The 11,286-nt window shown below is 68.2% G+C and carries 16 protein-coding genes; 8 read left to right on the top strand and 8 right to left on the bottom strand.

The annotated features are described in order from the left end of the window. Positions 1-2 precede the first annotated feature (2 nt). Entirely contained in the window at positions 3-563 is a 561-nt protein-coding gene (locus tag WYM_RS02375; protein ID WP_019179222.1) for an HdeD family acid-resistance protein, read from the bottom strand. Between the two features lie 133 nt (positions 564-696). Between WYM_RS02375 and WYM_RS02370 the strand changes: the two genes are divergently transcribed. Genes WYM_RS02370 through WYM_RS02360 form a run of 3 tightly spaced genes read left to right on the top strand, consistent with a single transcriptional unit; the run spans position 697 to position 2,281 of the window. Then, a complete protein-coding gene (locus WYM_RS02370; RefSeq protein WP_026059484.1) occupies positions 697-1,290 on the top strand; it encodes a sulfite oxidase-like oxidoreductase in 594 nt (197 codons plus the stop codon). Further along, complete coding sequence (locus WYM_RS02365; protein ID WP_019179220.1) at positions 1,287-2,012, top strand: FAD-binding oxidoreductase; 726 nt, start codon at positions 1,287-1,289, stop codon at positions 2,010-2,012. The genes WYM_RS02370 and WYM_RS02365 overlap by 4 nt, the downstream gene beginning before the upstream one ends. Next, a complete protein-coding gene (locus tag WYM_RS02360) occupies positions 2,012-2,281 on the top strand; it encodes a DUF6510 family protein (protein WP_019179219.1) in 270 nt (89 codons plus the stop codon). Before WYM_RS02365 ends, WYM_RS02360 begins: the two co-directional genes overlap by 1 nt. A 1-nt stretch (position 2,282) precedes the next feature. Here WYM_RS02360 and WYM_RS02355 read toward each other — a convergent pair whose 3' ends face one another. After that, positions 2,283-3,203 (bottom strand): AEC family transporter, encoded by a 921-nt coding sequence (locus WYM_RS02355; RefSeq protein WP_019179218.1) that lies wholly within the window; start codon positions 3,201-3,203, stop codon positions 2,283-2,285. 83 nt (positions 3,204-3,286) lie between these two features. On the opposite strand from WYM_RS02355, the gene WYM_RS02350 reads away from it, so the two are divergent. Both WYM_RS02350 and WYM_RS02345 read left to right on the top strand, forming a co-directional pair. Further along, positions 3,287-3,736: a pyridoxamine 5'-phosphate oxidase family protein gene (locus WYM_RS02350; protein WP_019179217.1), complete on the top strand. Its 450-nt coding sequence runs from the start codon at positions 3,287-3,289 to the stop codon at positions 3,734-3,736. A gap of 159 nt (positions 3,737-3,895) precedes the next feature. After that, a complete protein-coding gene (locus tag WYM_RS02345; protein ID WP_237739278.1) occupies positions 3,896-4,117 on the top strand; it encodes a hypothetical protein in 222 nt (73 codons plus the stop codon). Between the two features lie 52 nt (positions 4,118-4,169). Here the strand turns inward: WYM_RS02345 and WYM_RS02340 are convergent, their stop codons facing one another. Continuing rightward, positions 4,170-4,361, bottom strand: a complete 192-nt coding sequence (locus tag WYM_RS02340) for a hypothetical protein (protein ID WP_019179215.1) — start codon at positions 4,359-4,361, stop codon at positions 4,170-4,172. A 106-nt stretch (positions 4,362-4,467) separates the two neighbouring features. Between WYM_RS02340 and WYM_RS19005 the strand changes: the two genes are divergently transcribed. Further along, positions 4,468-5,181: a GNAT family N-acetyltransferase gene (locus tag WYM_RS19005; RefSeq protein WP_157524817.1), complete on the top strand. Its 714-nt coding sequence runs from the start codon at positions 4,468-4,470 to the stop codon at positions 5,179-5,181. Here the strand turns inward: WYM_RS19005 and WYM_RS02330 are convergent. Both WYM_RS02330 and WYM_RS02325 read right to left on the bottom strand, forming a co-directional pair. Next, a complete protein-coding gene (locus WYM_RS02330) occupies positions 5,163-5,522 on the bottom strand; it encodes a DoxX family protein (protein ID WP_019179213.1) in 360 nt (119 codons plus the stop codon). The genes WYM_RS19005 and WYM_RS02330 overlap by 19 nt on opposite strands. A 77-nt stretch (positions 5,523-5,599) precedes the next feature. Further along, positions 5,600-5,863, bottom strand: a complete 264-nt coding sequence (locus WYM_RS02325; RefSeq protein ID WP_019179212.1) for a DUF6458 family protein — start codon at positions 5,861-5,863, stop codon at positions 5,600-5,602. A 204-nt stretch (positions 5,864-6,067) separates the two neighbouring features. Between WYM_RS02325 and WYM_RS02320 the strand changes: the two genes are divergently transcribed. Together WYM_RS02320 and WYM_RS02315 are read left to right on the top strand one after the other, a co-directional pair. Next, a complete protein-coding gene (locus WYM_RS02320; RefSeq protein WP_019179211.1) occupies positions 6,068-7,357 on the top strand; it encodes an MFS transporter in 1,290 nt (429 codons plus the stop codon). A gap of 64 nt (positions 7,358-7,421) precedes the next feature. After that, positions 7,422-7,979 carry a dihydrofolate reductase family protein gene (locus WYM_RS02315; RefSeq protein ID WP_051008037.1) on the top strand — a complete coding sequence of 186 codons (558 nt, stop codon included), beginning with the start codon at positions 7,422-7,424 and terminating at the stop codon, positions 7,977-7,979. Positions 7,980-8,006: 27 nt separating this feature from the next. On the opposite strand, the gene WYM_RS02310 is transcribed toward WYM_RS02315, so the two are convergent. From WYM_RS02310 to WYM_RS02300, 3 genes are read right to left on the bottom strand one after another with little or no spacing between them, the layout of a single operon-like run. Then, complete coding sequence (locus WYM_RS02310) at positions 8,007-8,768, bottom strand: SGNH/GDSL hydrolase family protein (protein WP_019179209.1); 762 nt, start codon at positions 8,766-8,768, stop codon at positions 8,007-8,009. Between the two features lie 19 nt (positions 8,769-8,787). Beyond that, on the bottom strand, positions 8,788-10,158 hold the full coding sequence (locus WYM_RS02305) for an MFS transporter (protein WP_019179208.1): 1,371 nt from the start codon (positions 10,156-10,158) through the stop codon (positions 8,788-8,790). Positions 10,159-10,201: 43 nt separating this feature from the next. Further along, positions 10,202-11,275, bottom strand: coding sequence for an LLM class flavin-dependent oxidoreductase (locus tag WYM_RS02300; protein ID WP_019179207.1), 1,074 nt, complete (start codon positions 11,273-11,275; stop codon positions 10,202-10,204). Positions 11,276-11,286: the final 11 nt, after the last annotated feature.

The following is an 11,286-nucleotide window of genomic DNA, read 5'->3' as shown; positions in this document are numbered from 1 at the left end:
GGTCAGAGCGTGCCCTTGCCGAAGGTGAAGGCGCGAACGATGTTGATGATGCCCAGAACCACGAGCGAGATTCCCAGCAGCCACCACAGCACGACGGAGCCCCAAATGGGGGAGAAGAGCACGACGAGTCCGGCGATGATGCTGAGGATGGCGAAGAAGATCGTCCAGCCCTTCGACCCCGCGGCGCTCAGCGTCGAGAGCGACACGATGCCCTCGACGATCCACAGGATGCCGACGAGGATGCCGATGAACAGGGCGAGCCAGACGGCGGTCTGCCCCAGGTTGAACAGAGCGACGACGCCGGCGATGATGAACAGGATGCCGAGCAGGATGTGTCCGACGCGAGCCCAGCCCCCCTTGGTCTTGGAGAAGATCCCGAGGCCGGCGTAGACCAGGCCGGCGGCGATGGCGTAGATGGCGATGATGGCCGTGACGAACATGGCCGTCTTTCCCGGCCACACGAGGATCAGGATGCCGGCGATGACGGCGAGGACGCCGCCGATGCCGAGGGCGGTGCGGATACCGTTGACGGCTGACTTCTCGGCCGCGTATTCCGTGGACATGCGAGGTCCTTTCTGAAAATTAGCTGTGCGTAGTGCGGCTAAAGCTTAGACCCGAACTTGATACTCCCGGTATTGGCCCGGGTGTGTCGCCCGCGCTACGGTGAGCGTGCGGCGACAGGAAGCGGGGTTCATGATGGCAGTCATCTCGAGAGGTTTCGGGTCCCGCCGGCGGGACAGTGATCCGCGGCTTCCGCCAGGGCAGTACCTCACCGACGACTTTCCGGTGCTGTCTGCAGGGCCGACACCACGGATCGACACCGACGAGTGGTCCTTCTCCATCCGCTCCGAATCGGATGTTCAGCTCACCTGGACGTGGCAGGAGTTCCTGGACCTTCCGATCGAGGACGTGCAGACCGACATCCACTGCGTCACCCGCTGGTCGAAGCTCGGCACGTCGTGGCGGGGAGTGTCGCTGGACACCCTCTTCGAGTCGGTCGACACCGACGCCGCCTACGCCATGGCGCACTCCTACGGCGGCTACACGACGAATCTCTCGCTCGAGGACCTGCTCGGGGGCCGCGCGTGGGTGGCCTTCGAGTTCGACGGCGAGCCGCTGGATCCCGAGCACGGGGGACCGGCCCGACTGCTCGTGCCCCACCTGTATTTCTGGAAGAGCGCCAAGTGGGTGCGCGGCCTCACTCTGATGGCGGACGACGAGCCGGGATTCTGGGAGCAGAACGGCTACAACATGCATGGCGACCCGTGGACCGAGGAGCGGTATTGGTGACGGTCGGCGGCTGGCGGGCCGCGCATGTCGTCGAGGTCGTCGAGGCCACGCCGTCGGCACGGATCCTGCGGCTCTCGGTCGCGGGCTGGCCGGGAAGCGACGCCGGGCAGCACATCGATATCAGGCTGACGGCTGAGGACGGCTATCAGGCGGAGCGCTCGTACTCGCTCGGCTCGTATGGTCCCGGCGAGAGCATCGAGCTGGCCGTCGACGAGATTCCCGAGGGCGAGGTGTCGCCCTATCTCGTGCGCGACGTGCTGCCCGGTGATGAGCTCGAGGTGAAGGGGCCGCTGGGGGGCTACTTCGTGTGGCGATCCGGGGGAGCGCAGCCGGTGCAGCTGATCGCGGGAGGGTCGGGCATCGTGCCGCTGGTCGCCATCGCCCGCGCCGCGACGGATGCCGGAGCCGCGGCATCCGTCCGTCTTCTGTACTCGGTGCGTGCGCCCGAGAACGCGATATATCGCGATGAGATCCAGCGGCTGGCGAACGACGGGGGAGTGGCGGCGACGTGGGCGTATACGCGCCGCGGTCCGGCGGGGTGGGCGGGAAGTGTCGGGCGGGTGGATGACGACGCCCTGCGCTCAGCCGTGTGGCCCGCCGAAGACGACCCGACGTTCTTCGTCTGCGGACCGACAGGGTTCGTCGAACATGTCGCGGATGCGCTGGTGCGGCTCGGGCATTCGCCGGCACGCATCCTGACCGAGCGCTTCGGAGGTGCGTGATGCGAGCTGACAACGCCGGAGACGTCGTGGACGGCAACGCGGTGGCAGGTCTTCTCGCCGAAGTCTTCGAGGCGGATGCGACCTCGCTCGTCGGCGTGTGCGGCGGGTGCCAGGCGGCGGCGCCGTTGGCCGAGACCGTTGTCGAGATCGACGAGGTCGCGGCGATCATGCGGTGCCGCACGTGCACGCACACGCTGCTGACGATCCTGCGTGCGCCTGCGGGGACGCGGGTCGTGGTCGGCACCCTGCGCGAGCTGCGCGCGCAGTGAATCAGCCGAGCAGCAGCGTGATCGCGATCAGCACCGGCACGCAGCCGATCGTCGTGAGGAAGACGGTGTCGCGCGAGATCGTCTCGCCGATGTCGTAGCGCTGCGAGTAGTTGAAGACGTTCTGCGCCGTCGGCAGAGCGGCGAGCACGGTGACGACGAGCACGTCCTGCGCGCTGAGGCCGAAGACGAACTCGGCGACGGCCCACGCCGCCGCGGGCATCACCAGGAGCTTGAGAACAGTGGCGACGACGACGTCGCGCCGTCGTCCCGACGGAGCCAGCACCCGCTGCCCGTGCAGCGAGATGCCGTAGGCGATCAGCAGGATCGGCACGCAGGCGTTCGCGAGCAGGACCGCGGGCTCCATGACGACCGGTGGCAGATCGATCCCCGAGACCGAGACGAGCGTGCCCAGGACCGAGCCCAGCACGATCGGATTCGTCACGACGCGCCCGATCGCGCGCCACGGGGACGAGCGCGCGGTGGTGACGGCATCCAGGATCCCCATCGTGATGGGCGTGAAGACCAGGAGCTGCATCAGGATGACCGGGGCCGGATACGCGGCACTGCCGAGCAGATACAGCGACAGCGGGATGCCGATGTTGTTGGAGTTGACCTGGCCGGCGCTCAGCGCGCCGATGACGGTCTCGCCGACCGAGCGGCGCCAGGCCAGGCGGGCGACCACGACATGGATCACGATGACGGTGACCGCCGCGATCGCCGAGACCGGGAGGAGTGCCGAGAACAGGGTCCGCACGTCGGCCTGCGCGAGCACCACGAACAGCAGGAACGGCGAGAGCACGAAGAAGGTGAGACGCGCCAGCACCGGGCGGGCATGCTCACCGAGCAGGTCGATGCGGCCGATGATCCAGCCGACGAGGATCGCGACTCCCACCACGACGAACCCGGTCAGCGACTCCAGCATGATTCGAGCCTAGAGACAGCGTCCGGGGGCCACGAATCGGGTCGCGGGCTCTGTCAGAATGACGACGACGAAAGGACCCACGGATGCCGGAACCCCGCGATCCCGCGACCCGCAAGGCCGATGCGCTGCGCCAGCTGACCGCACCGACGGCGGACGCATGGGTGGCGACCGCCTCGCCGGCCGGAGAGCCGTACCTGGTGCCGCTGTCATTGGCTTGGGTCGACGATCGGGCGGTGATCGCGCTCGACGCGAACTCGGTGACCGCCCGCAATCTCTCGTCGGGGCGGCGAGCCCGCCTGGCCGTCGGTCCGACACGCGACCTGGTGCTCCTGGACGCTGAACTCGAACGATCCGTGGGCGTCGACGACGATGCGGATCTGGGCGCGGCGTACGCCGCGCAGGCGGACTGGGATCCGCGCGGGCTGGCCGGCTACGTCTTTCTCGTGCTGCGGCCGACGAAGATCCAGACGTGGCGCGAATCCAACGAGCTCGCGGGGCGGGTCGTGCTGCGCGACGGCGCCTGGACCGTCTGACATGAAGGAGAGCGACGGCTACTTGAGCGCTTCACGCATTCGCCGATAATCCACATTATGTCAGCTTGAACGTCACCGGCCGGTCCCCGATCTGCGTGGCGCCACCAGGCGCCGATACGCCCACCGCCGTCGTCGCAGACCAGGTCGTCGCAATCGGGCATGCTCGAAGGTATGGCAGGTGCACCGAGTGGATTCGTCTTCACCGTGCACGGCGAACGCGTCGAGATACGCCATCATGGCCGGCTCGCCGCGACTTTGCGAAAGTCGGCGGCACTCAAGTTTCTCGACGACATCGAGCGCGATGACCCTCAGCAGGTGATGGCACGCATCACGGGCAACTACAAACGCGGGAACGAGCGGCCGGATCGTCGTCGACCGTAAAGCCTCGGCCACGCGCTCAGGACGAGCGGATCGCTCGAAGGTGCTTCGTCGATCACGCGTCGTTCTCGTCGGACTCGGTTGTGCCACCTTGGCGGGCGCCCAGCACGAAGAACGTCAATGCCAAGGTGACGAACGGAAGTGCGATCGCCCAATTGTCCATCGTGAGCCACATCGCAATCGCGAGGACGAAGAACGAGGCTGCGACGCCGAGGTATGTCTGGCGACTGTTCTTTGAATCGCTCATGGAAAAACGGTACCCAGTGGCTCGGCGGTCGACATCCGTCGCGCGGCGGATATCTCATCCGCTCGGCGACACCTTCCGGGCAGGTGGGTTCTGGCAGACTTCCGCTATGTCCGGCCCCGATCCCCTCGCGACTGTGTGGCCGGCGTCCGCGGTCCGCGTCAGAAGCGGCGATCTCGAACTGAGATGGATGGACGACGGACTTCTGGTCGAGCTGGCAAGACTGGCAGCACGCGGTGTGCATGAGCCCGACGCCATGCCGTTCGAGCACCCGTGGACGCGTGGCACGCCCGATGAGGTCGCTCGAAGTGTTCTTGCGTATCAATGGAACACTCGCCCGCAGGTGTCTCCCTCACGCTTCGCGCTCGAGCTGGCCGTCGTGCACGACGGCATCCCGGTGGGCGTGCAGGGCCTCGTGGCGGACGACTGGAACATCCTGCGCCGCGTGCAGACCGGCTCCTGGCTGGGACGGGAGCATCAGGGCCACGGCATCGGTACGCGTATGCGCATACTCGCGCTCCACCTCGCATTCGCCGGGCTGGGTGCGCGTGAGGCGATCTCAGGAGCCTTCACCGACAACCCGGCATCGAACGCGGTCTCGCGACGCGTCGGGTACGAGCCGGACGGCTCGTTCCATGTCGCGCGCGAGGGCGTGGCGGTGCTGCACAGCCGCTACACGATGTCGCGTGAGCGGTGGGAGTCGCTTCGCGACCGCCATTCCGAGATCCTCGGGTCCCCTGTAGAGCTGCTCGGCATCGAGGGCTTCCGGCGACACATCGACCCTAGAGACGCGCCGCGTGCTCCTCACACGAGGAAGCAGTAGACGCCCGTGGCGACGCAGAGGACCAGCATTCCTGTCGCATTCACGAACAGATTGCGCCCGAAGTCGCGCGCGCGGATGTGCATCGAGATCGCCACCGAGAAGTAGGCCACGAGGCAGGCCGTGGTCAACGCCGCCAGTCCGGTTATCCAGATTCCGGCGAGGAGGCCGCCCGCGGCCGCGAACTTGATGGGCGACATGATCCACCAGTACTTCTTCGGCCAGCGCACGTCCTCGAAGCACTGCGCGATGAAGCTCACTGGTCGGATGCACAGCACCGCATCGACCAGCGTGATCGCCGCGAGGACGACCACCGGCCACACCGGGTCGGGCAGGAGCGTCACTCCCCACGGTACTCCCGTCCGATCACGCGAAGCGGGGCGGCACCCGAAGGTGCCGCCCCGCTTCGCATGCATGTGTGTCAGAGGCCGACCGAGTCATCCGGCGAGCTCGTCGAGCGTCGGGTGACACGCTCCCCCGCTGCCGGGTCCACGGCCGTGCGGGTCACCGAGTCCGTCTGGCGGCGACGCGCCATGAGGATGATGCCCACAAGGAAGATCACGGCTCCAGCCCCCATCAGGATGTAGCCGATCATGTCGAGATTGACCCATTCCACCTCGATGTTCACGGCGAACGCGAGGATGGCTCCGATGGCGAACAGTGCGATGCCTGCACCGATGCTCATGCGAGGCTCCTTTCCGGGGCGCGGCGAGGGCCCTCCCCCTTTGTGCGGAACATGGTTGTCCCGCGTACAACGTGTCGCACCGGCGACCTCCCGTGTAGGGTCTTGACAGATCGCCGACGCTTCTGAATCCGACCCGGTCGGTACTGTGGAACGGTGTCGTCCCCCACCCGCTCCCCTTCTGCCGGGCCGGGTTCGAGAGCATGGATGATCTGGGGCGTGGGTGTCGCCGCATACGTCCTCGCCGTCACGAATCGCTCGTCGCTGAGTGCTGTGGGAGTCGATGCCGCGGAGCGCTTCGATGCGGACGCTGCCACGCTGTCGCTGTTCGCGGTGGTGCAGCTCGCCGTCTACGGCGGCATGCAGATTCCGATCGGCGTGCTTCTGGACCGCTACGGGGCGCGGCCGATCATGACGATAGGCATGATCCTCATGGCCGTGGGGCAGCTGACGATGGCCCTCTCCCCCAGCGTCGGCGTTGCGATCCTCGCGCGCATGCTGCTCGGCGCCGGTGACGCCGCGATCTTCCCGGGCGTGCTGCGGCTGATCGCGACGTGGTTCCCGGCGCAGCGGGGACCCCTCATGGTTCAGTTCACGGGCATCGTCGGTCAGACGGGTCAGCTGTTCGCCCTCATCCCGCTGGCCGCTCTCCTGCACGCGACGACCTGGACCATCACTTTCGGCAGCGTGGCCGGGCTCGGCGTGCTGTTCGCGGTGCTGGTCGCGCTCCTGATCCGCAACCATCCCCCCGACCGCGACGAGGACGTGTCGGTCGACACGAGCACCGGAGCGATCCGTGTGGTGACGTCGGCGGTCGACACGGGGGTCGGCATCCGTGCCGCCTGGGCTCATCCCGGGACGCGGCTGGCGTTCTGGTCGCATTTCACCACGCCGTTCGCGGGGACGGCCTTCGTGCTGTTGTGGGGCATGCCGTTCCTGACGGCAGGCGAGGGCCGCACCGTGGCCGAGGCCGCCACGATCATGTCGACGTATGTCGTGGTCGGCATGGTGCTCGGACCGGTGATGGGCGAGATCTCGCGCCGCATCCCGCACATGCGGTCGAAGGCGCTCGTGCTGCCTGCAGTGGTGGTGCAGGCGGTCGCGTGGGTCGCGGTGATCGCCTTTCCGGGGCCGGCACCGCTGTGGCTGCTGTTCGCACTGGCGTTCGCGCTGGCGATGGGCGGTCCCGCATCGATGATCGCGTTCGACCATGCGCGCACCCACAACCCCTCTCATCGGCTCAGCACCGCGACGGGCGTGACGAACGCCGGGGGGTTCCTCGCCGCGCTGATCGCGATCCTGCTGATCGGCTTCACCCTCGATCTGCAAGGAGCGGGCACCCCCGATACGTACACGCTGGACGCGTTCCGCATCGCCTTCCTGACCCAGATGCCGCTGTGGCTGCTCGGCGGCGCCTTCATCGTGATCGAGCGCAAGCGCACCCGCATTCGGCTGGGCATGGATCCGCCTCGTCGGCCGCGCTCACCTCGGACATGAGCGAGACGGCGTCGATCGTCCGGTCCTGACGTGCGTGTCGGACGTCACCTCTAGCGTGAAGTTCATGACGCGCGTGATCTTCAATACGGCAACCACGCTCAACGGCTTCCTTGCCGACGACGAGGACTCCCTCTCGTGGCTGTTCGCCGTCCCCGGCGCCGAGAGCGCTGAGAACGACTTCGGGAGCTTCCTCGAGGGCATCGGCTCGCTCGTCATGGGCTCGACGACGTACGAGTGGATCCTCGAGCACGAGAAGCTTCCGGAGCATCCGGATCGGTGGGCCTACGCGAGCACGCCGTCCTTCGTCTTCTCTTCGCGAACGCTTCCAGCCGTCGAGGGTGCCGATATCCGGTTCCGCTCGGGCGAGCTCACGGCGGCTTGGGAAGAGATCCGCGATGCCGCGGGAGGCCGCGACGTGTGGGTGGTCGGCGGCGGCGACCTGGTCGGTCAGTTCACGGATGCGGGGCTTCTGGATGAGATCCGCGTCTCGGTGGCACCCGTCACGCTGGTCTCGGGGCGCGCTCTCCTCCCCCGCCGCCTGGAATCGGACCGCCTGCGTCTGGAGTCGGTGCGGCAGGCCGGACAGTTCGCCGAGCTGGTGTACTCGGTGCGCCCCGCCTGAGGCGACACGGGCGCCAGGGGTCGCGGCTCAGGATCCCGACGGCGCGATCGGCGTCCACACGCCGAACTTCGCGGCGCGTCCGTCGCCGGACGACGTGCCGGTGAGCCGGCGCCGCACCCACGGTCCGACGTGCGTGCGGTAGTACGCGGCGCCTCGCTGAGCACCGGCCGGCAGTGGTGGAAGCGACCACCATGCGGTGGGCGGCTCCATGCCGAGCGCCGTCAGCACTCGCGCCGCGACGCGGTGGTGACCGCGTGAGTTCATGTGCAGGCGGTCCTCCGACCAGTACGGCGGGCTCGACAGCTCCCGGTCGTACCAGTTGAACGCGGTCACGACGTCGGGCCGCTCCCGCAGGCGGGCCGCGACAGCGTTCGACAGCAGGTCGCCGCGTCGCTGAATGACACGGCTGAGCGGCAGCTGCCCTGACGGATTCGCCCCCGCGAGTGCAATGAGCTGTACGCCCTCCTCGTCGCAGCGGCGCAGGACGTGCTCGAACGCCGCGACGATGCGCGTCACGCTCGTGCGAGGCCGGAGCATGTCGTTCCCGCCGCCGTTGAACGACAGGTGAGTGGGCTTCAGCGCCAGCGCCGGTTCGAGCTGCTCTTCGACGATCGGCCAGACCAGGCGCCCCCGGATCGCGAGATTCGCGTACTCGACCGGCTCCGCCGCGGCATCCGCCCATCCCTGCGCGACGAGGTCTGCCCAGCCGCGCACATGACCGTCGGGCAGCTCGTCGCCGACGCCTTCGGTGAAGGAGTCGCCGATGGCGACGAAGCGAACGGATGGCATCAGACCAGCCTAGGCCCGCTCACCGGTCGTCGAGCGCCGCTCCCCGCCGGTCGGCGAGACCCCACGCCGCGAGAGCCGCAAGTGCGAAGAACACGGCGAAGACGACGAACAGCACCGGCGCGCCGCCGGCTGCGAGCAGCACGGGAACGCTCAGCGGAGCCACGATCGAGGCGATTCGCCCCACCCCCGCAGCCCAGCCCGACCCTGTCGCCCGCAGCGACGTCGGGTACATCTCGGGTGTGACGGCGTAGAGCGCGCCCCAGGCCCCGAGATTGAAGAACGACAGTGCCATGCCCGCGATCAGCACGGCGGACTCGCTCGTCGCCGTGCCGAAGAACACGGCCGAGACCGCGGACCCTGCGAGGAACACCGAGAGGGTGAGGCGACGGCCCCACACCTCGATCAACCAGGCGGCCACGGCGTAGCCCGGCAGCTGTGCGAGCGTGATGATCAGGGTGAAGCCGAAGGACCGGACGAGGTCGTACCCCTGTGCGACGAGGATCGACGGGATCCAGATGAACGCGCCGTAGTAGGAGAAGTTGACGCAGAACCAGACTACCCACAGCGCCAGGGTGCGCATGCGGAACTCGCGCGACCACAGTCCCGCGAGGCGTCCGCGGGCAGTGGTCGCTGCGGCGCCGACGATCTCGATCGGTCCGGTGGTCAGCCGGCGGCGCGCCTCGGGCGTGACCGATGCCGACTCCTCGAAAGATCGCACGATGGCGTCCGCCTCGGCGTGGCGCCCTCGCCGCTCCAGCCACCGTGGTGACTCCGGAAGGCCCCACCGCACGACGAGGGCGTAGATCGCCGGGATGGCGCCGAGCGCGAAGGCCCAGCGCCAGCCCGCCTCCGATCCGGGGATCACGAAGAACCCGATGAGCGCGGCAGCGGTCCACCCGATGGCCCAGAAGGCCTCGAGGATGACGATGAGGCGACCCCGCATCCGGGCGGGTGCGAACTCGCTGACGTACGTGCTGGCGACCGGCAGCTCGGCGCCGAGCCCGAGACCGACGAAGAACCGCAGGACGAGCAGGAGAGCGAGACCCCCGACGAGGGCGCTCGCACCGGTCGCGATGCCGTACACCACCAGCGTCACGGCGAAGATCTGCCGCCGTCCGAAGCGGTCCGCGAGAAGACCGCCGAGCGAGGCGCCGATGGCCATGCCGACGAAGCCGATCGACGCGATCCATGCCGTCTCACCCGGGGAGAGCGACCACTGCACTGCGAGCGCAGCGATGACGAACGAGATGAGTCCGACGTCCATCGCGTCCAGCGCCCAGCCGAGACCCGAGCCGGTGAGCACGCGAAGGTGCTGCCGCGTGAACGGCAGGCGGTCGAGTCGCTCGGACGTCGAGACAGCCGTCGCGGTCGGGGAGGCGGCATCCGTCATGCGCTCATGTTACGGAAGCCTCGTCTCGCGCGGAACGTCCGTGTCAGGCCTGCGCCAGCATCCGGTGGACACGTGGTGCGACCTCGGTCCCGTAGAGCTCGATCGATCGCATGAGCTTTTCGTGCGACAGCGTGCCCGTCGAAAATTTCATGTCGAAGCGTGCGGCGCCGAGCGTGCGGACGGTGTCGACGATCTTGCGGGCGACGGTATCGGGAGAGCCGACGTAGAGCGCGCCGTCAGGGCCGACGTCGTGCTGGAAGCGCAGTCGGTTGTACGAGGGCCACCCGCGTTCGCGGCCGATGGTGTTGTTCATCGCCTCGAAGCCTTCGTACGCCTCGTCCCAGGCCTCCTGATCGCTGTCGGCGATGTGCCCGGGCGAATGCACGCCGACAGGCAGCTGCGCGCGCTCGAATGTCGTCAGCGATCGACGGTAGAGGTCCGCGAACGGGCGGAAGCGCGCAGCCGGCCCTCCGATGATCGCCAGCATGAGCCCGTAGCCGTACCGGGCCGCCCGGACGACGGACTCGGGTGTGCCGCCGACGCCGACCCACGCCCGCAGTCCGTTCTCGGTCTTGGGGAAGACGTCCGCGTCGGTGAGCCCGGCACGAAGGGTGCCCTGCCACGTCACCGGCTTCTCGGTGAGCAGCTGCGAGAACAGGTCGAGCTTCTCGTCGAAGAGCGTCTCGTAGTCGCGCAGGTCGTAGCCGAACAGCGGAAACGACTCGATGAACGAGCCGCGGCCCAGGATTACGTCGGCGCGCCCGTTCGAGACGGCATCAAGTGTGGCGAACCGCTCGTACACGCGCACCGGGTCATCGCTCGAGAGGACCGTGACCGCTGTCCCGAGGCGGATCCGCTCGGTGCGGGCGGCGGCCGCCGCCAGAACGATCTCGGGACTCGAGACCGCGAACTCGGGGCGGTGGTGCTCCCCCACCCCGAAGAACGACAGGCCCACGCGATCGGCGAGCACCGCCTGCTCGACCACGTTGCGGATGGTCTGCGCGTCGCTCAGCCGCGCGCCGGACGCGTCACGTGTGACGTCACCGAAGGTGTCGAGCCCCAGCTCGATCACGGCCGGGTCAGGGGCGGATGCTTCGACGGTCGGTTGCGTGGTCATCACGACATCCT

The sequence above is a fragment of the Microbacterium yannicii PS01 genome (assembly GCF_000304335.1).
Classification (GTDB): domain Bacteria; phylum Actinomycetota; class Actinomycetes; order Actinomycetales; family Microbacteriaceae; genus Microbacterium; species Microbacterium yannicii_A.
The sequence above is the reverse complement of the archived record's forward strand: the minus strand, read 5'-3'. Positions and strand labels throughout refer to the sequence as shown.